Source organism: Ruegeria sp. F5 (genome assembly GCF_056533845.1).
Genome location: NZ_JBQFOU010000003.1, coordinates 68,211 through 86,227 on the forward strand (window position 1 = coordinate 68,211; position 18,017 = coordinate 86,227).

Annotated in this window: 17 protein-coding genes and 1 tRNA gene; 8 read left to right on the forward strand and 10 right to left on the reverse strand. The window is 59.8% G+C overall.

Features of this window, described 5'->3' with window-relative positions:
• Positions 1-30: 30 nt before the first annotated feature.
• Positions 31-107: transfer RNA gene (locus ACR0K1_RS05200), tRNA-Arg, on the forward strand.
• 152 nt (positions 108-259) lie between these two features.
• On the opposite strand, the gene mepK is transcribed toward ACR0K1_RS05200, so the two are convergent.
• On the reverse strand, positions 260-829 hold the full coding sequence (gene mepK / locus ACR0K1_RS05205; protein WP_480610991.1) for a peptidoglycan L,D-endopeptidase MepK: 570 nt from the start codon (positions 827-829) through the stop codon (positions 260-262).
• A gap of 352 nt (positions 830-1,181) precedes the next feature.
• On the opposite strand from mepK, the gene ACR0K1_RS05210 reads away from it, so the two are divergent.
• From ACR0K1_RS05210 to ACR0K1_RS05225, 4 genes are read left to right on the forward strand one after another with little or no spacing between them, the layout of a single operon-like run.
• Positions 1,182-2,789 (forward strand): L,D-transpeptidase family protein, encoded by a 1,608-nt coding sequence (locus ACR0K1_RS05210; RefSeq protein ID WP_480610988.1) that lies wholly within the window; start codon positions 1,182-1,184, stop codon positions 2,787-2,789.
• Between the two features lie 34 nt (positions 2,790-2,823).
• On the forward strand, positions 2,824-3,915 hold the full coding sequence (lpxD, locus tag ACR0K1_RS05215) for a UDP-3-O-(3-hydroxymyristoyl)glucosamine N-acyltransferase (RefSeq protein WP_480849097.1): 1,092 nt from the start codon (positions 2,824-2,826) through the stop codon (positions 3,913-3,915).
• A gap of 32 nt (positions 3,916-3,947) precedes the next feature.
• Positions 3,948-4,205 (forward strand): acyl carrier protein, encoded by a 258-nt coding sequence (locus ACR0K1_RS05220; protein WP_170748843.1) that lies wholly within the window; start codon positions 3,948-3,950, stop codon positions 4,203-4,205.
• A gap of 9 nt (positions 4,206-4,214) precedes the next feature.
• On the forward strand, positions 4,215-5,423 hold the full coding sequence (locus tag ACR0K1_RS05225; protein WP_480610982.1) for a beta-ketoacyl-[acyl-carrier-protein] synthase family protein: 1,209 nt from the start codon (positions 4,215-4,217) through the stop codon (positions 5,421-5,423).
• A gap of 48 nt (positions 5,424-5,471) precedes the next feature.
• On the opposite strand, the gene ACR0K1_RS05230 is transcribed toward ACR0K1_RS05225, so the two are convergent.
• Positions 5,472-6,068, reverse strand: coding sequence for an invasion associated locus B family protein (locus ACR0K1_RS05230; RefSeq protein WP_480610979.1), 597 nt, complete (start codon positions 6,066-6,068; stop codon positions 5,472-5,474).
• Positions 6,069-6,499: 431 nt separating this feature from the next.
• Here ACR0K1_RS05230 and ACR0K1_RS05235 point away from each other — a divergent pair, with 431 nt between their 5' ends.
• A complete protein-coding gene (locus tag ACR0K1_RS05235) occupies positions 6,500-8,047 on the forward strand; it encodes a helicase HerA-like domain-containing protein (protein WP_480610977.1) in 1,548 nt (515 codons plus the stop codon).
• Positions 8,048-8,069: 22 nt separating this feature from the next.
• Here the strand turns inward: ACR0K1_RS05235 and ACR0K1_RS05240 are convergent, their stop codons facing one another.
• The 7 genes from ACR0K1_RS05240 to ACR0K1_RS05270 all read right to left on the reverse strand — a co-directional run bounded on the left by ACR0K1_RS05240 (position 8,070) and on the right by ACR0K1_RS05270 (position 14,201).
• Entirely contained in the window at positions 8,070-8,321 is a 252-nt protein-coding gene (locus ACR0K1_RS05240; RefSeq protein ID WP_480610974.1) for a hypothetical protein, read from the reverse strand.
• A gap of 189 nt (positions 8,322-8,510) precedes the next feature.
• Positions 8,511-9,824, reverse strand: a complete 1,314-nt coding sequence (locus tag ACR0K1_RS05245) for a branched-chain amino acid ABC transporter permease (RefSeq protein WP_480849100.1) — start codon at positions 9,822-9,824, stop codon at positions 8,511-8,513.
• Positions 9,821-10,831 carry a branched-chain amino acid ABC transporter permease gene (locus tag ACR0K1_RS05250; protein ID WP_480849103.1) on the reverse strand — a complete coding sequence of 337 codons (1,011 nt, stop codon included), beginning with the start codon at positions 10,829-10,831 and terminating at the stop codon, positions 9,821-9,823. Before ACR0K1_RS05250 ends, ACR0K1_RS05245 begins: the two co-directional genes overlap by 4 nt.
• On the reverse strand, positions 10,831-11,247 hold the full coding sequence (locus ACR0K1_RS05255; RefSeq protein ID WP_480849105.1) for a hypothetical protein: 417 nt from the start codon (positions 11,245-11,247) through the stop codon (positions 10,831-10,833). The genes ACR0K1_RS05250 and ACR0K1_RS05255 overlap by 1 nt, the downstream gene beginning before the upstream one ends.
• A 30-nt stretch (positions 11,248-11,277) precedes the next feature.
• Positions 11,278-12,108 carry an ABC transporter ATP-binding protein gene (locus ACR0K1_RS05260; RefSeq protein ID WP_480849107.1) on the reverse strand — a complete coding sequence of 277 codons (831 nt, stop codon included), beginning with the start codon at positions 12,106-12,108 and terminating at the stop codon, positions 11,278-11,280.
• Positions 12,105-12,893 carry an ABC transporter ATP-binding protein gene (locus ACR0K1_RS05265; protein ID WP_480849482.1) on the reverse strand — a complete coding sequence of 263 codons (789 nt, stop codon included), beginning with the start codon at positions 12,891-12,893 and terminating at the stop codon, positions 12,105-12,107. The genes ACR0K1_RS05260 and ACR0K1_RS05265 overlap by 4 nt, the downstream gene beginning before the upstream one ends.
• 126 nt (positions 12,894-13,019) lie before the next feature.
• On the reverse strand, positions 13,020-14,201 hold the full coding sequence (locus tag ACR0K1_RS05270) for an ABC transporter substrate-binding protein (protein ID WP_480610959.1): 1,182 nt from the start codon (positions 14,199-14,201) through the stop codon (positions 13,020-13,022).
• Positions 14,202-14,361: 160 nt separating this feature from the next.
• Here ACR0K1_RS05270 and ACR0K1_RS05275 point away from each other — a divergent pair, with 160 nt between their 5' ends.
• The gene (locus ACR0K1_RS05275; RefSeq protein ID WP_480610956.1) at positions 14,362-15,456 is read left to right on the forward strand and encodes a PQQ-dependent sugar dehydrogenase; all 1,095 of its coding nucleotides are present in this window, start codon (positions 14,362-14,364) and stop codon (positions 15,454-15,456) included.
• Here the strand turns inward: ACR0K1_RS05275 and ACR0K1_RS05280 are convergent.
• Entirely contained in the window at positions 15,453-16,457 is a 1,005-nt protein-coding gene (locus ACR0K1_RS05280) for a GlxA family transcriptional regulator (RefSeq protein ID WP_480610954.1), read from the reverse strand. The genes ACR0K1_RS05275 and ACR0K1_RS05280 overlap by 4 nt on opposite strands.
• 169 nt (positions 16,458-16,626) lie before the next feature.
• Here ACR0K1_RS05280 and ACR0K1_RS05285 point away from each other — a divergent pair, with 169 nt between their 5' ends.
• On the forward strand, positions 16,627-17,997 hold the full coding sequence (locus ACR0K1_RS05285) for a class II 3-deoxy-7-phosphoheptulonate synthase (RefSeq protein WP_480610951.1): 1,371 nt from the start codon (positions 16,627-16,629) through the stop codon (positions 17,995-17,997).
• The last annotated feature ends 20 nt before the right edge of the window (positions 17,998-18,017 follow it).

Genomic DNA, 18,017 nt, shown 5'->3' on the forward strand with positions numbered 1-18,017 from the left:
GGATCGGATCAGGGTTAGCTAACGGCCAAGGCACCTGTAGCTCAGCTGGATAGAGCGCTGCCCTCCGAAGGCAGAGGCCAGAGGTTCGAATCCTCTCAGGTGCGCCACTTCTTGATCATCTCGGTTCCAGAGCGCGCTTTTTCTGCGTTGCCCGCGGCCAATTTGGTCTTGGGTGCATCGTCTCAAATAACAAAGGCGCCGACATCACAATGGATGACGACGCCGACGGCGCGGTCTTCGGTGAAAAGTGGTTTCTAACTTAGCCGCGCCAGGTGCGGATGACGCCGCAATCCATGTGGACGAAATTCGAACGGTAGTACTGGCCCACGCCACCTGCACGGCAAGACATGGCTGCTTTGGCCATCTGGGAAACCGAGCGGGACGCGAGGCGCAGATCAGCGGCCTGGCCCTGCATATGCAATGAATTGCGTGCCACGCGGCGGGATTTCGACCGCAACATCGCGTTCGTCTGGGGTGAGCGGTAGCCCGACAGCAGCATATATGGCTCGTTCACGTCCAGAAGGTTGTGCGAGGCTGCCATGATGTCGATCGTGCGCAGATCCATGGACTTGACCTGATCGGTCCGCCAGTCGCGCATGAAGTGGTTCACCTCTTTGACGGCATCCTTGATGTACTTGCCATCCACCCAATAGATCATGTCAATCCGTTCGCCGGTGCGACCGGAATACATGCGGATACGGCGGATATCGCCACCGCCGCGAAGGAAACCTGCTGCATTGGAGAAAGTAGGTGCTGCGGCAACCGTCGTGGCCGCGAATGCGCCCAATAGGGCACGCCGGGTCAAGCCCGATGCACTGCTCTTGGTCATTTCTTGTCGTCCCGTACTGTTCCTGCCTGCACACGATGTTACGCGCGCTGTCTTAATTTTTTCCCATCCCAGATGGCAGTTTTATGGCACAATCGGATTCTGCGGCCAAGAAGTGTTTCATTTGCACCTTATCAAGGGGGAATTTCGGCAGTTTTTTGCGCACGTGACGTAATATTGCACATTTCTGAGCGACTGAGTCTTTTGTGCAACCGGTCCGATGCAAACGCGCATCATGCGTGGAAAGAAGCGTTTGAGTAAGGAGATTGTGAATAGACATTTGCACCGGTGAAAAACCATATTAATTTGGCGTATTTCCCATATGCGCAACATATTGAATAACCAAGGTCATCCCATGTTCTCAGTTCTTCGGACCAGTACCAGTATCCTGCTCACCTCATTCTTTGCGGTGACCGCCGCCGTGGCCAACACCTCAACCGAGGTCAAAACCGGTACGGCCTTTCAGATGGCCGTCGCCGAGGCAACACCAGCGTCATCGGGGATTGGCGAGTTCTACCGGACGAACGGATTTTCGCCGATCTGGGTTGGTGAGACGCAAGAACATGCGCAACGGCGCGCCGCCCTGATCAAGGCCCTGTCTGACGTTCAAATGCATGGGCTGCCCGCCGCGCGGTATGACGTGAAAGCGTTGATGGATCAGTTGGAGCAGGCGCGCTCGGTCCGGGATATGGGCGCGATCGAGGCCGAACTGAGCCGGGTTTTCGTGACATATGCCAGCGATGTGTTCTCGGGCACGCTGCGCCCGGCGCAGGTTGACGATGGTCTGGTGCGTACGGTCAAGCGGCGCAGTGCGGCGGATCATTTGCAGGGGCTGAATGCGCAGGGTGCGGGCTATTTTCAGTCACTGGCCCCGCAAACGCGCCAGTATCGCGCGCTGATGAAGCAGAAGATGGCGCTGGAAGCTTTGATCGAACAGGGCGGATGGGGGCCAGCCGTTCCGGTGGCCAAGCTGGAATATGGCGACACCGGGCCCAACGTGATCAAACTGCGCAACCGTCTGGTGACGATGGGCTACCTGAAGCCCACCGCCAGCCCGTCTTTCGATGACACCCTTCTAGCCGCCGTCCGCGCCTTTCAGACTGCGCACGGGCTGGAACCTGACGGCGTGGCGGGTCAGGGGACGATCACGGAACTCAATCGCTCGGTCTCGGACCGGCTCAAGGCCGTCTATGTCGCGCTGGAACGGGAACGCTGGTTGCCCCGCGAGCGCGGCCAACGGCATATCCTTGTCAATCAGGCCGATTTCTCGGCCAAGATTGTCGATGATGGTCTGGTGACATTCGAAACCCGCGCGGTGATCGGCAAGAACGTTCACGACCGCCGCAGCCCCGAGTTTTCGGATGAGATGGAGCATATGGTGATCAATCCAAGCTGGTATGTTCCACGCTCGATCATCACCAAGGAATATCTGCCGAAACTGCAGTCTGACCCCAACGCGGTCGGCCACATCCAGATCACCGACCGCAGCGGCCGTCAGGTGGACCGGGGCGCGGTGGACTTTACCCAGTTCACCCGCAGCAACTTCCCGTTTGCGATGCGCCAGCCGCCCAGCAAGAGCAACGCGCTGGGTCTGGTGAAGTTCATGTTCCCTAACAAGCACAACATCTATCTGCATGATACGCCTCATAAAAACCTGTTCGCGCGCGAGGTTCGGGCGTTCTCGCATGGCTGCATCCGCCTGTCGGACCCGTTTGGGTTCGCTTACGCGCTGCTGGCGAAGCAGGAGGAGAACCCAAAAGCGTTTTTCCATCGCGTCCTGAACACGGGGAAAGAGACCAAGGTGAATCTTGAACAGTCGGTGCCGGTGCATCTGATCTACCGCACGGCTTACATAGGCCCGAAAGGCGAAATCCAGTATCGCCGGGATGTTTATGACCGGGATCGCAAGATTTGGGAGGCCCTGCAAAAGGCGGGGGTGGCCCTGCCGGACGTTCAGGGGTAAGCACGGGGCAAATCCTGCCAAAAGGAAGCCCGTCATGCAGTTTACCGTTCAGCAAATCGCCGACAGTCTGGGGGCCGCGTGTCAGGGCGACACCGGCCTGACCATCATGCGGGCGGCTGAGCCCGGTGATGCGGGACCAACCGATCTGGCAATGGCGATGTCCCCGAAATATGCCGAAGCGCTGTCGGGCAGCAATGCGCGTGCGGCGGTCTTGTGGGAAGGCGCGGACTGGCAGGCGCTGGGTCTGCGCGCGGCGATATTTGTTGGGCGTCCGCGGATGGCGATGGCGGGGATCACCGCGATGCTGGACCGGGGGCAGGGGGTTGAGCCGGGCATTCACCCCTCGGCTGTGATTGATCCCACTGCTGAGATTGGCGCGGATGCCTCAATCGGACCGCTGACCGCTATTGGCGCGCGCGCGCGGATTGGCGCAGGCGCGGTTGTCGGAGCGCATTGCGTGATCGGTATTGATGCGGTTCTGGGTGAACAGGCGGTGCTGCGTGAGATGGTCAGCATTGGCGCGCGAGCGCAGATTGGCGATCGCTTTATTGCCCAGCCTGGCGCGCGGATTGGCGGCGACGGGTTCAGCTATGTCACGCCGGAAGTGTCGGGCGCGGAAAACGCGCGCAAGACTTTGGGCGATCAGGGCGATGCCAAGGCGCAAAGCTGGCTGCGCATCCATTCGCTGGGCGCGGTCGAAATCGGTGACGATGTTGAGGTCGGATCGAACTGCACCATCGACAACGGTACAATCCGCAACACGCGCATTGGTGACGGCTCGAAACTGGATAACCTTGTCCATGTGGGGCACAACACGCGGGTCGGGCGGGATTGCCTGCTGTGCGGGCAGACCGGCGTGTCCGGCTCGGTCGAGATCGGCAATAACGTGGTTTTGGGCGGCCAGACCGGCGTGGTCGACAATATCTTCATCGGCGATGGCGTGATCTCGGGCGGTGGCACCAAGATTCTGTCTAACGTCCCGGCAGGACGGGTGATTATGGGCTATCCCGGCATCAAGATGGAAACTCATACGGATGTGTATAAAGCGCAACGCCGCCTGCCGCGCATGGCCCGCGACGTTGAGGCACTGAAAAAGGCTGTTTTCAAACAGTCGCCGAGCGATTAAATCATCCTCAGATTGATAATCAGGGGATCGATATGAGCATCAGCGACCGCGTCATCGCGATCATTGCAGAGCAGGCCGTGCTGGAGCCATCGGATGTGACGCCCGAAAGCACCTTGGAGGATCTGGGTATCGACAGCCTGGGTCTGGTCGAAAGCATTTTCGCCATTGAGGAAGAGTTCGACATCTCGGTCCCGTTCAACGCCAACGAACCCGAGGCCAACGATTTCGACATCTCGAACGTGGCCGCGATCATTGCCGGGATCGAAAAGCTTGTGTCGGAAAAGGTCTGACAAACGGTTATGAAACGTGTTGTCATTACCGGTGCTGGCACCATCAACTCGCTGGGCCACTCGGTCCCCGACACCCTTGAAGCGATGCGCGAAGGTCGTTGCGGTATCTCGGAACTCGAATTTCGCGACGTTGACAGGCTGGCCATCAAAATTGGCGGACAGGTGCGCGGGTTCGAGGCTGAGGGGCGGTTCAACCGCCAGCAAATGTCGCTGTACGACCGGTTCACTCAGTTCACCCTGACCGCCGCCAAGGAAGCGATCGAACAGTCCGGCATCGAATTCCACGGCGAACTGGCCGCGCGGTCCGGCGTAGTGCTGGGCACTGCGGGCGGGGGTGTGTCGACCTGGGACGACAATTACAGGTCGGTCTACGAAGACGGCAAAAACCGCGTTCACCCCTTTGTCGTTCCCAAGCTTATGAACAACGCCGCGGCCAGCCATGTGTCGATGGAACACAACCTCAAGGGTCCGAGCTTCACGGTCTCGACCGCCTGTGCCTCATCCAACCACGCAATGGCGCAGGCATTTCAGATGGTCCGCAGCGGCGCAGCCCCTGCGATGATCACCGGCGGGTCCGAATCCATGCTGTGCTTCGGCGGCGTCAAGGCGTGGGAAGGGCTGCGCGTGATGTCCAAGGATGCCTGCCGCCCCTTCAGCGCCAACCGCAACGGTATGGTGCAGGGCGAAGGGGCCGGGATCTTTGTGTTCGAGGAATATGAACACGCCCGTGCGCGCGGCGCTGAGATTCTGTGCGAGCTCGTCGGGTTTGCGATGTCGTCGGATGCCTCGGACATCGTGATGCCCAGCAAGCAGGGCGCATCGCGCGCGATGTCGGGCGCGCTGGCGGATGCGAAGCTGAACGCGGGCGATGTCGGCTATATCAACGCGCACGGAACCGGTACTGCCGCCAACGACAAGACCGAATGTGCGGCGGTGGCGGATGTGTTCGGGCCGCACGCGGATGATCTGATGATCTCATCCACGAAATCCATGCATGGGCACCTGATCGGCGGCACCGGTGCAGTGGAACTGCTGGCCTGCATTATGGCACTGCGGGACGGGGTCATTGCCCCGACCATTGGCTACGAAGAGCCCGACCCGGAATGTGCGCTGGACGTGGTGCCAAACGAAGCACGCGAGGCCAAGGTGGATGTGGCCCTGAGCAACGCGTTCGCCTTTGGCGGGTTGAACGCGGTTCTGGCGCTGAAGCGGATTTAAGCGTTTCCGCCGCCACAGGGCCGTGGCGGCGAAATCAAAGCCAGTTTCTTAGTTCGTGTTGACAGCAAGACCGTCAAACCCGGCAGTAAAGCCGGACAGCGAAACATCCATCTCAAGCACCTGGTTCGGTGCGACGACCGGAACCAGCGAAATCACGGCGGTGCTTCCGGCTTTCATCGCGTCTATGTCGCCCTGGGTGAAGCCCAGTTGGGCCAAACAGCCCACAGGGTTGCAGTGGTGGTAATCGTACAGCTTGCGCGGCGCGCCATCGATCGACAGCGCCAGTTGCGCCTGCAGCAGCGTTTCCAGCGGAACGATGACAGTCGCGCCAGCAACGGCGGCGTTGCCTTCCGGCAGTTTCTGGATGGTGATTTCAGCGATGGGCTGCCCTTGCTGGCCGTTCAGCAACTGCCGCATTGCACAGGGATCAACATCGGCCTCGGTCTTGATGCACGAGATTTGCCAGTCGCCGGTCTCTTCCTTCACATATTGCTCGCCAAGACGCGGGCCGGTTTCACCCAGATCGAGCTGGGTGTCGCTTTCCGCTGCTGGAGTTTCGTTGGACGTTCCCGCCTCCTGCGCGCTGACCGCGCCGCCGATGAGGGCCGCCGCCACAATATTGAACGAGAGGAATTTCTTGATCATGCTTGCCTCGGGTGTAGTGATTGAGCTTTTTGTTTCCTCTAACACCCTTCAGGCCCGCTGTCAGTCACTAAGCGATGCGCGATTCTGAAAGTGAACGGATTCTTGCCACACCGTTTTGTCCGGCCACGAAAAAAGGGAGCTGGTGGAGCAGCTCCCTTTCAAATTGGTTCTCCCCGTCGGACTGGCCGACTTAGTTATGCGCAAACCCTACGGAAGGGGCGCACGGGGGTCAACAACAAACCTGAAATTTTAATGACACCATCAGGTTTACGTAAGAGTTGAACAAAAAAAGCCGTGCCCGAAGGCACGGCCAGTCGACAGGGAGGAAGTCTGCCCCCACGGCTTACACCGCGAAGGCAGCGAATGGACTATGGCAGTCAATGGTTAAGTTTGTATGCTGGTGCCGGATCGGTGGACATTAAGGCGGACATATGAGCGATAAGGTTTTTGTAGGTGGCGCGGGTCAGGACTATGCTGAGCCGCAGGGTCTTGCGCTGAAATATGCCAACCGTCACGGCCTGATTGCGGGGGCGACAGGAACGGGCAAGACGGTCACGCTGCAGATCCTTGCCGAGGGCTTTTCCGCAGCGGGCGTTCCGGTCTTTCTGTCTGACATCAAAGGCGACCTGTCCGGTCTGGCTTTGCCGGGCAGCGAAACCCATAAGCTGCATCAGGCGTTTAAGGACCGGGCCGCACGCATTGGCTTTGCGGATTTCGCTTATGCGGCCTGTCCGGTCACGTTCTGGGACCTGTTCGGCGAACAGGGGCATCCGGTGCGCACTACCGTGACCGAGATGGGCCCCTTGCTGCTGTCACGCCTGATGGAGCTCAGCGAGGCGCAGGAAGGCATTCTGAACATTGCGTTTCGCGTGGCCGATGAAGAGGGGATGCCGCTACTGGACCTCAAAGACCTGCAGGCCTTGTTGGTCTGGATCGGCGAGAACCGGGCGCAGTTGTCGCTGAGATACGGCAATGTCTCAACCGCGTCGATTGGCGCGATTCAGCGGCGTTTGCTGGTGCTGGAAAATCAGGGCGGGACAAAACTGTTCGGTGAACCGGCGCTGGATCTGGCCGATCTGATGCGTACGGATGAAAACGGGCGGGGAATGGTGAACATCCTTGCCTCGGACAAGCTGATGGGTGCGCCGCGCCTTTATGCGACTTTCCTGCTGTGGCTTCTGAGCGAGTTGTTCGAGGAACTGCCCGAGGTCGGCGACCCGGACAAACCCAAGCTGGTGTTCTTCTTTGACGAGGCGCATCTGCTGTTCGACGACGCGCCCAAGGTGCTTGTCGATAAGGTCGAACAGGTCGCGCGCCTGATCCGGTCCAAAGGCGTTGGCGTGTATTTCATCACCCAGAATCCGGCGGACATCCCCGAGGATATTCTGGGCCAGTTGGGCAACCGCGTCCAACACGCGCTGCGGGCGTTCACGGCCCGCGACCGAAAGAACCTGCGTCTGGCGGCGGAAACCTATCGCGAGAACCCTGCCTTTGACACCGAAGCCGCCATTCGCGAGGTTGGTGTCGGTGAGGCGGTTACGTCGATGCTGCAGAAAAAGGGCGTTCCGGGCGTGGTCGAGCGCACTTTGATTCGGCCACCGGGGTCTCAGTTGGGGCCGATTTCGGATGCCGAGCGGAAAGCCATTCTGCAAACCTCGCCCATGGCTGCGAAATACGACAAGACCGTTGATCGGAAGTCAGCGTTCGAAATCCTGCAGGCCCGTGCCGAAGCTGCCGCAAAACAGGCTGAGGCCGCCGAAGCCGAAGAGGTGCTGGATCTGCAGACACCAATGGAGCGTGAATATGCCTCGGCCCGCAGATATTCGGGCAGCCGTGTCGGGCGGTCCTCGGCCCGGCGCGTGCGCAGGAAGGATACGTTCGCTTCGGCGGTGGGAGAGGCGGTTATCAAAGAACTGAAAGGCACAACCGGTCGCCGGATCGTGCGCGGCATTCTGGGTGGGTTGTTTCGCAACCGGTGAATGCCGCCCGCTTGGGGCGCAGTCACCGGTTCAACTGGCGCCGACCCTCTTCCTGACAAACGGCATCCGCCTCGGCCACTGACATTTTGGTCGCGGGATAATCGATTGCCCGGTCCCAGATCACGCGGTCGGGTCGATAAAGCTGACAGGTGACAACGCCCTTGGCGGTCGGCACCTGTACCGGCGGGGTTTCCAGATCTTCGGGCGAAGGAACACAGCCCGTCAGGGCGACGGCGACCGGCAAAAGGATGGCGGTGATGAGTGGTTTTTTCATTGTGTTAACATCTACTCTTATAAATGAGCGTTCATGATCGTTACGGATCGGCCAGTTTCGTGTGAGCGAGCGCCGGACAGACCGCACCAAAACAACGGTGCGGTGTACCCGTTTATGCAAAATTCCTTCCCGAATCAAGAAACCGCGCCCTTGGTCGGGCGCGGTTCGCAATTTTCGGAGGATTTTGGCCTATTTTTCGGGAATCAGCCCCCTTGGACTGAATCTGAGGACAATCAGCAGGATCACCCCCATCGTGAACAGCCGCATATGGGCGGCGCTGTCGATCAGATGTGATTTCAGTGCGCTGCCATCGGGCAGGCCTGCGGTGATCAGGTTCATCAGCCAAAGCCCGATGGGTTCGACCTGCACCCAGAGGAACCAGATCAGGAACGCGCCCAGGACGGCCCCAAAGTTGTTGCCGGACCCGCCGACGATCACCATCACCCAAACCAGAAAGGTAAAGCGTAGCGGGTTGTAGGTGCCCGGCGTCAGCTGACCGTCCAGCGTGGTCATCATCGCGCCCGCGATGCCACAGATGGCCGAGCCCAGAACGAAGATCTGCAGGTGACGGCGGGTGACATCCTTGCCCATCGCCTCGGCCGCGACCTCGTTGTCGCGAATGGCGCGCATCATCCGGCCCCACGGGCTTTTCAGCGCCATCTGCGCCATCCACAGCAGCGCCAACAACACAATCATGAACAGCAGGGAATAGCCGAGTTTGACTGACAGGGTCGAGGCGGTCACAGGGTCCAGCCCCAGCCATTCGGCGCGGGCCAGAAATCCGGGGTCCTGCTGCAGCTCGACCTCGTAACCGACCACCGGGGCAGGGCGGGGCAGGCCGTAGACGTTCTTGACACCGCGGGCCAGCCAATCCTCGTTTTTCATGATGGCGATGATGATCTCGGCGATGCCCAGCGTGGCAATCGCCAGATAGTCCGAGCGCAGTCCGAGCGCCGTCTTGCCGATCAGCCACGCGGCACCGGCGGCCAGCAGTCCACCGGCGGGCCAGGCCAGCAGAACGGGCAGGTTCAGGCCGCCGATATTGCCTGCAACGGCGGGGTCAATCGCCTCAATCGAGGCCACGTTGGGATCAAAGATCGCGCGATAGATAAAGAAACCGACGATCAGAATACCGATGATTGTCAGCGTCTGCGCACGGCCCCGTGGCATCTTCTGCGCAACCATTACTGCCGCAACCACGGTCGCGGCCCCCAGCAATAGCGCAAGTACAACGCCAAAGCCGCCGCCGGTCCACGCTCCGGGTGTTGGCGGGGTCGAGACCAGCACAACCGCCAGCCCGCCCAGCGCGACAAAGCCCATGACGCCGACGTTGAAAAGGCCCGCGAAGCCCCATTGCAGGTTCACCCCGATCGACATGATGGCCGAGATCAGGCCCATGTTCAGGATCAGAATGGCCGCGTTCCAGCTTTGGGTAAATCCGGTCAGCAGGATCAGGCAGCCAACGACAACGAAAAGCAGCGTATTCTTGACGGGCTCGCTCATATCACTTTCCCTTTGAACAGACCCGTGGGCTTGAACAGCAGCACGATCAGCAGGATCACGAAGCTGACGGCGAACTTGTAGTCGGTGGACAGGAATTGCACCAATCCGGACGGCTCCAGACTTTCCGGTGCTAGATAGGTCAGCACCTTTTTCCACGCGTAGGTGATCGTCACCTCGGAAAACGCGATGATAAACCCGCCTGCGATTGCGCCCAGAGGGTTGCCGAGACCGCCCACGATGGCCGAGGCGAAGATCGGCAGCAGAAGCTGGAAATAGACGAAGGGCTTGAAGCTTTTGTCGAGGCCGTACAGCACCCCCGCCGTGGTCGCCAGCGCGGCCACGATAATCCAAGTGATCATCACCACACGCTCGGGGTTGATGCCGGACAGCAGCGCCAGATCCTCGTTATCCGAATAGGCCCGCATCGACTTGCCGGTGCGCGTCTTGTTCAGGAACCAGAATAGCAGTGCCACGGCCAGAACGGCCACGATGACGGTGATGCCCTGAGAGGTCTTGATCGCCAGCCCCTCGCGCAGGCCGGTCATCGCTTTGAAATCCCGCGCCGAGACGATGAACCGCGCGCCATCCGAGAAGCGTTGATCATCCGGCCCGATGATGAAGCGCACAAGGCCGTTCATGATGAACATCACGCCCATCGATACGATCACCAGAATGACCGGTTTGGCCTTTTGTTCGCGGTAGAAGCGGTAGACCAGCCGGTCGGTGATCAGCAGCAGGACAATACAGCCCAGAATGGCAAACGGCAGCGCAAGCAGAGCGGTCGGCAACGGCCCAAGACCGACCCCGGCGGCCTGCAGACCCCACGTGACCAGAACGGCGATCATCGCGCCAAAGGCCATCGTGTCGCCATGTGCAAAATTCGAGAACCGCAGGATGCCATAGATCAGCGTCACCCCCAAAGCGCCCAGCGCCAACTGGCTGCCATAGGCGATTGCGGGAACAAGAACGAAGTTGGAGAGCGCCACGAGGGCGTTGAGGAAGTCCATTAGTACATCCCGTCGGATAATGAACTGCAACGAACCATTGTTGCGTTGCTAGAGATTTCACTTTTGTTAGCGCGAAAAGAAATTTCGTGAACGATGAAACCGACACCGTCAGCAATGTCCTTACGAGGAATTGCGACAGCATCAAATTTTACGTTGGAGCTGGTTGCTGCCATGAAAGACTTTGCCTTGTTGACGTCGTCAAATAGCAAAGCCTTTGTCGTTTGCCCCCCAAAGCCTTCAAAAAGATAGGTGTCTCCGTGAAAGCTAGGTACTTGAACGGCAAGAAATTTTGTTGGAACCCCTACAGGAGACAAGCAGTTACCTTCACCATCGCAAATTGCCGAAACAAAGCAGTAATATGGATGAGGTCCAGCCGCAGTAACTGCATAGCTTGCCGAAGGTGTTATCAGTGCCATCAAAAAGAGACATGCGAATCTAAACACCCGTCACCCCCCCAAGAAACTCTTACGCACTTCAGGATCACCCAACAGTTCCTTGCCCGTACCGGTATAGGCGTTCCGCCCCTGAACCAGCACATACCCCTTGTCCGCGATCTCCAAGGCTTGACGTGCGTTCTGTTCGACCATCAGGATCGGCAACCCGGTGCGGGAGACCTCGATGATCCGATCGAACAGTTCATCCATCACGATGGGCGACACGCCGGCTGTGGGTTCGTCCAGCATCAGCACCTTCGGCTGGGTCATCAGCGCGCGGCCGACGGCGACCTGTTGACGCTGGCCACCTGACAGCTCTCCGGCGGCCTGATTGCGTTTGTCGCGCAGGATGGGGAACAGGTCATAGACCTGCTCCATCGTCTGGCTGATGTCGTCGCGGCGGATGAATGCGCCCATCTCAAGGTTTTCTTCCACCGTCATCGAGGTGAAGATGTTCGAGGTCTGCGGCACAAACCCCATCCCGCGCATCACGCGATCCTGCGGGGTGAGCGTGGTGATATCCTCACCATCCAGCCGCACAGCACCCGAGCGTACATCCAGCATCCCGAACACGGCCTTCATCGCGGTGGATTTACCCGCGCCGTTGGGGCCGACGATCACCGCGATCTCACCTTCGTCGACGGCGATGGTGCAGTCGTGCAGGATGTCCGGTCCTTTGCCATAGCCACCGGTCATGGTGTCGCCGATCAGGAAGGGTCCGCCCTCGACCTTATGCGTCTCACCGCTTTTGCGGTGGGCGGGGGTCATGGTGCCGACGCCATGCGTGTTGGTGATCGAGGCGTCCTTGTTGCCCTTGTCGTCCTGGTAGGGGTTGCCGCTCATGCGCCCGCCTCCAGCTTGTCTTTGTTCTTCAGGCCGGTGCCCAGATAGGCTTCGATCACATGCTCATTGGCCTTGATCTCGTCCAGAGTGCCCTCGGCCAGAACCTTGCCTTCGGCCATGCAAATGACCGGGTCGCAGATTTTGCCGATGAAATCCATGTCGTGCTCGATGACCACAAAGGTATAGCCGCGTTCCTTGTTCAGACGCAGGATCGTGTCGGCGATGGTCATCAGCAGGGTGCGGTTCACGCCCGCGCCGACCTCGTCCAGAAACACGATCTTGGCGTCGACCATCATGGTGCGGCCAAGCTCCAGCAGCTTCTTCTGCCCGCCCGAGACCTGACCCGCCTTGTGATCGGCCAGATGTTCGATGGTCAGAAACTCCAGCACCTCATCGGCCTTGGCCTTCAGCGCGCGTTCCTCATTGGCGATGCGTTTCCGCCCGAACCACGTGTTCCACAGCGATTCCCCGGACTGCGCGCCCGGCACCATCATTAGGTTCTCGCGGCACGACATCGAGGAAAACTCATGCGCGATCTGGAAGGTGCGCAACAGGCCCTTGTGAAACAGCTCATGCGGGGGCAGGCCGGTGATATCCTCACCATCCATGTAGACCTTGCCGCTGGTCGGCGGCAGGACACCTGCGATCACGTTGAACAGAGTGGTTTTTCCGGCCCCGTTCGGCCCGATCAGACCGGTGATCGAGCCCTTTTGGATTTCCAGCGATGCCCCGTCCACCGCATGAAACCCGCCGAAATGCTTGTGCACGTCTTCGACGACGATCATCTTTTCCCCTAGCCGCCGTTTACCGGCGTTGTTTCCCATCCCCATGTCAGAGGTGCGGGTTTTTGTCATTGAAACAGCCCGGACACAAGGCCCGGGCTGCTTGTTTTTATGACCTTTAGTGCGTGATCAACGGAAGTTGACGGTCTTGTTCTCGCCGTCGGTCACCTCGATCTCACGGTAGGAACCTGCGCTTTCGCCGGGGCCGATCAGCTCAACGCCGGACGCGCCGACATAGTCGATGTCCTGACCTGCGGCCAGCAGTTCCAGACCTTTGGCCAGTTCACCGGGATAGATTTTCTCACCCGGAGCGTTGGCGACGTCCATGATCTTGGCGCCATAGTCCGCAGGGTTGGTGGACCCGGCGGCCTGCATTGCCAACATGAACAGCGCGGCTGCGTCATAGCTTTCCGGCGAATAGGGCGACGAGCCGTCGAAACCTGCGGCTTCCGCCATGGCAAAGTACTTTTCAGCACCTTCACCACCCGAACCCGCGATCTGACCGAACGAGCCGTTCAGGTCGGGGCCAACGTTGGCCGGCAGCGAGTCACCGATCATGCCGCCCGGCAGACCGAACGTGTCGAACGCACCGCTGTCCAGAGCCGACTGGATGATACCCAGGCCGCCTTGGTCCAGATAGCCCGCGACAACCAGAATGTCGCCACCGGCCGAGGCCAGCGCGCCGACTTCGGCCGAATAGTCGGCCTTGCCGTCTTCATGTGCCGCGACAATGGTCACTTCACCGCCCGCAGCCTCGAACGACGATTGGATCGCGTCTGCCAGACCCTTGCCATAGTCGTTGTTGGTGTAGGTCAGAGCGATCGAGCTGATGCCGCGATCGTTCAGAATATCCGCCATCACCTGACCTTCGCGCGCATCCGACGGTGCGGTGCGGAAGAACAGGCCGTTGTCTTCCATGGTCGATAGACCGGGCGACGTGGCCGAAGGCGAAATCATGACCATGCCATTCGGAATCGCGACGTTTTGCAGGATCGCACCGGTTACACCCGAGCAGTCGCCGCCAATGATGCCGGCAACGCCATCCGCGATCATGCGTTCCCCGTTCGACGTGGCCAGACCGTTGTCGATACAGCCGGTGTCAGCGCGCGAGGCGGTCACGGTGGTGCCGTCCAGCAGTTTGCCGGACTCTGTGACCTCGGCCATTGCCATCTCGGCGCCTGAACCCATTGCGGGGGCCAGCGATTCAATCGGGCCGGTGAAGCCGAACAGAACGCCCAGCGTGACATCCTCGGCCATTGCGGTGCCCGAAAGCAGAGCGGTTGCTGCAGTTGCAGTAAGCAGCTTTTTCATATGGTTACTCCCTGTTGTGAACGTATTCGTTCTGGGCAGAACCCTAGGCAAGCTGTTCGGAAAAGAAAAGTCCTAACGGAAAAGTGTTTTTGCGCCCATGCAAGCTATTTGTTCAGATAGGTTTTTATGGCGAAGACGCGCTATCTGACGGAGGGCTGAGATGATCCGGGCAATCGCAATAATCGTGCTGACTTGGGCCAATGTGGCGATGGCTGAAACATTGCAAACCGCCGACGGACCGGTGCGCGTTACGAAAATGGTCAGCGGTTTGGACACCCCTTGGGCCGTCGGCATCCTGCCGGATAGCAGCTTTCTGGTCACGGAACGGGACGGCGATATTCTCTATATCAAAGACGGTGAGGCTCAGCGCGTGTCGGGTGTTCCGAAAGTTGCCGCTTCGGGGCAGGGCGGTTTGCTGGACGTCACCATAGCGCGGGATTTTGATCGCAGTCGCGAGCTGTTTCTGACCTTCTCCAAACCTCAACGCGGCGGTGCCGGAACGGCTCTTGCCGTGGCGCGTCTTTCTGAAAACGGCAAGCGGCTGACAAATCTGCGCGTGATTTTCGAGGCCGTGCCGGGCGGGTCGGGCGGCCGGCACTTTGGCTCGCGTGTGGTCGAGGCGAATGACGGCACGCTTTACCTGACGGTTGGGGACCGCGGCGACCGGCCCTCGGCGCAGGACAGATCGACGGCGATGGGGTCGGTGATCCGCGTTGCGCGGGACGGTTCGGTTCCAACAGATAACCCGTTCGTGGGCCAGTCTGGTATTCGGCCCGAAATCTGGTCTTACGGCCACAGAAACCCGCAGGGCGCAGGGCTGGATGCACGAAGCAGGCTGTGGGTTTCGGAACACGGCGCGCGAGGCGGGGATGAGGTCAACCTTGTGCAAAAAGGCGCGAACTATGGCTGGCCCGTGATCTCATACGGCACTCATTACTCCGGCCAGAAGATCGGCGAAGGCACGTCGAAACAAGGCATGGAACAGCCCGAATTCTACTGGGACCCGTCCATCGCGCCGTCTGGGCTGCTGGTTTACTCGGGCAAGCTATGGCCGCAATGGAAAGGCGACATATTCGTTGGATCGCTGAAATTCGACTATATCGCGCGCCTTGCCGGCTCGCCGCTGCGCGAGGTTGAACAGATCAAAGGCCCCGAGACTGAGCGTGTTCGGGATATCGTCGAGGCCCCGGACGGATCGATATGGTTTATTTCGGTTGGTCAGGGCGCGGTTTACCGCATGACGCCAGAGGGCTAAACCGAAAGCCGACCGCTTTGCGCCCCGCGTTCCCGGTACGGCGTGGTGTTGTAATGCGCTCGGTAGCATTTCGAGAAATGGCTGGGCGAGGCAAACCCGCAGGCGAGCGCCACGTTGATCACGCTCATGTCGGTCTGCATCAGCAGGTTGCGCGCCTTGTGCAGCCGCAACTCCATGTAATACCGCTTGGGCGACCGGCTCAGGTAGCGGCGGAACAGACGTTCCAGCTGACGGGTGGACATGCCGACATCCTTGGCCAGAATCGAGGGCGAGATCGGCTCTTCGATGTTCTTTTCCATCATCAGGATGACCTGGCTCAGCTTGGGGTGGCGCACGCCGATCCGCGTGGGTGTGGACAGGCGCTGGGTGTCCTGATCCGTCCGGATCGAGGAATAGATCATCTGATCCGCAACGGCGTTGGCAAGATCCTCGCCATAATCGTCGGCGATCAGCTTCAGCATCAGGTCGATCGAGGATGTTCCGCCTGCCGTCGTCATCCGGTTTCCATCGATAAGAAACACCGATTTCGTAAGTTCGACGCTGTCGAACTCTTCGGCGAAACTGTCGGCGTTTTCCCAGTGGATCGTCGCTTTCTTGCCGTCCAGCAACCCGGCTTTGGCCAGCGTATAGGCCGCAGTGCACAGCCCGCCGATTTTGACGCCCTTGCGCGCTTCGCGGCGCAGCCAGTTCAGAACACGCTTGGTTGTGGCGGCCTGAACGTCGACCCCGCCGCAAACCAGGATGACCTGATCGCGCTGCAATTCGCCCAGATCTGCATCTAGTTTGAAGGTCGTCCCGGCCGAGCAGGAAACAAGCTCGCCGCCCTCACCGGCCAGCGTCCACGTGTATATCTTGCGGTCCGCCATACGGTTGGCGATCCGCAGGCTGTCCAAGGCCGAGGCGAAGGACAAAAGCGAGAACTTGTCCAGCAACACAAAAACGAAGTTGACGGGCTTGTCGGTGCTTCCGTCCACTGTGACAACTTGGCGTTGCTCTTGCATGGCTATTTGTCCCTGATTCGGCGCCCTGTGGCATTGCGTCCAGCGCCATATTTGGCAGCCACCATGATCAAAGCTTGTTTGCGCCGTCAAGAGGCGCAAATGGGATATGGTCACTCATCAAAGCATTTTGTATAGAGACCACCTGAATACTTCAGCGGAGATCAAAGCTATGACCGAATGGCAAAAATCGAACTGGCGCAACAAGCCCCGGGTTCAGATGCCAGACTATACCGACGCGGCCGCGCTTGCCAAAGTCGAGGCCCAGCTTTCGCAGTATCCCCCGCTGGTCTTTGCGGGCGAGGCGCGGCGTCTCAAGCAACATCTGGGGGCCGCCGGTCGCGGCGAAGCGTTCCTGTTGCAGGGTGGGGATTGCGCTGAAAGCTTTGAACAATTCAGCGCGGACGCGATCCGGGATACGTTCAAGGTGATGCTGCAGATGGCGATGGTGCTGACTTATGGTGCCAAGGTGCCGGTGGTGAAAGTGGGCCGTATGGCGGGCCAGTTTGCCAAGCCGCGCAGCGCGCCGACCGAAGTGGTGAATGGCGTGGAACTGCCCAGCTACCGGGGTGACATCATCAACGAACTGGCCTTCACGCCGGAAGCGCGGATTCCGAATCCCGGCAAGATGCTGCAGGCTTACACACAGGCAGCGGCCACGCTGAACCTGCTGCGTGCCTTTTCGACCGGTGGATTCGCCGATATGAGCCGCGTGCATTCCTGGACCCTCGGGTTCACGGATGAGCAGGACGTGCAGAAATACTCGGAAATCGCCGACCGCATTCAGGACACCATCGACTTCATGGAAGCGGCAGGGATCACGGCGGACACCACGCACGAGTTCTCGACTGTCGAGTTCTACACCAGCCACGAAGGCCTGCTGCTGGAATATGAAGAGGCGCTGACCCGTCTCGATTCCACATCGGGCAACTGGCTGGCGGGCTCGGGCCACATGATCTGGATCGGCGACCGCACGCGTCAGCCCGACGGCGCGCATGTGGAATTCTGCCGCGGCGTGCAGAACCCTATCGGTCTGAAATGCGGCCCGACAACAACCGCCGAGGACCTGAAGGTTCTGATGTCCAAACTGAACCCCGAAAACGAAGAGGGTCGCCTGACCCTGATCGCTCGGTTCGGGGCGGGCAAAGCGGGCGAGCATCTGCCGCGTCTGGTCAAGGCCGTCAAGGAAGAGGGGGCCAAGGTCACCTGGGTCTGTGACCCGATGCACGGCAACACCATTAAGTCGGCCACGGGGTATAAAACCCGTCCGTTCGACTCGGTGCTGCGCGAAGTGCGCGACTTCTTCGGTGTGCATCAGGCCGAGGGTACCGTCCCCGGCGGTGTGCATTTCGAGATGACCGGTCTGGACGTCACCGAGTGCACAGGTGGTGTACGCGCCGTGACCGAAGAGGACCTGTCGGACCGGTACCACACGGCCTGCGATCCGCGCCTGAACGCGTCGCAATCGCTGGAACTGGCATTCCTGGTGGCAGAGGAACTGACCAACCTGCGCCGGAACGGTTCAAAACGCGCCGCAGGCTGATCGCTTTTGCAGATGAAAAG

Excerpts from the sequence above, each read along its gene's own strand:
- ACR0K1_RS05285 (WP_480610951.1), top strand. The coding sequence starts at position 16,627 with ATGACCGAATGGCAAAAATCGAACTGGCGCAACAAGCCCCGGGTTCAG.
- ACR0K1_RS05230 (WP_480610979.1), bottom strand. The coding sequence starts at position 6,068 with ATGATCAAGAAATTCCTCTCGTTCAATATTGTGGCGGCGGCCCTCATC.
- ACR0K1_RS05235 (WP_480610977.1), top strand. The coding sequence starts at position 6,500 with ATGAGCGATAAGGTTTTTGTAGGTGGCGCGGGTCAGGACTATGCTGAG.
- ACR0K1_RS05265 (WP_480849482.1), bottom strand. The coding sequence starts at position 12,893 with ATGATCGTCGTCGAAGACGTGCACAAGCATTTCGGCGGGTTTCATGCG.
- mepK (WP_480610991.1), bottom strand. The coding sequence starts at position 829 with ATGACCAAGAGCAGTGCATCGGGCTTGACCCGGCGTGCCCTATTGGGC.
- ACR0K1_RS05250 (WP_480849103.1), bottom strand. The coding sequence starts at position 10,831 with ATGGACTTCCTCAACGCCCTCGTGGCGCTCTCCAACTTCGTTCTTGTT.
- ACR0K1_RS05220 (WP_170748843.1), top strand. The coding sequence starts at position 3,948 with ATGAGCATCAGCGACCGCGTCATCGCGATCATTGCAGAGCAGGCCGTG.
- ACR0K1_RS05240 (WP_480610974.1), bottom strand. The coding sequence starts at position 8,321 with ATGAAAAAACCACTCATCACCGCCATCCTTTTGCCGGTCGCCGTCGCC.
- ACR0K1_RS05255 (WP_480849105.1), bottom strand. The coding sequence starts at position 11,247 with ATGGCACTGATAACACCTTCGGCAAGCTATGCAGTTACTGCGGCTGGA.
- lpxD (WP_480849097.1), top strand. The coding sequence starts at position 2,824 with ATGCAGTTTACCGTTCAGCAAATCGCCGACAGTCTGGGGGCCGCGTGT.
- ACR0K1_RS05210 (WP_480610988.1), top strand. The coding sequence starts at position 1,182 with ATGTTCTCAGTTCTTCGGACCAGTACCAGTATCCTGCTCACCTCATTC.
- ACR0K1_RS05275 (WP_480610956.1), top strand. The coding sequence starts at position 14,362 with ATGATCCGGGCAATCGCAATAATCGTGCTGACTTGGGCCAATGTGGCG.
- ACR0K1_RS05260 (WP_480849107.1), bottom strand. The coding sequence starts at position 12,108 with ATGAGCGGCAACCCCTACCAGGACGACAAGGGCAACAAGGACGCCTCG.
- ACR0K1_RS05270 (WP_480610959.1), bottom strand. The coding sequence starts at position 14,201 with ATGAAAAAGCTGCTTACTGCAACTGCAGCAACCGCTCTGCTTTCGGGC.
- ACR0K1_RS05245 (WP_480849100.1), bottom strand. The coding sequence starts at position 9,824 with ATGAGCGAGCCCGTCAAGAATACGCTGCTTTTCGTTGTCGTTGGCTGC.
- ACR0K1_RS05225 (WP_480610982.1), top strand. The coding sequence starts at position 4,215 with ATGAAACGTGTTGTCATTACCGGTGCTGGCACCATCAACTCGCTGGGC.
- ACR0K1_RS05280 (WP_480610954.1), bottom strand. The coding sequence starts at position 16,457 with ATGCAAGAGCAACGCCAAGTTGTCACAGTGGACGGAAGCACCGACAAG.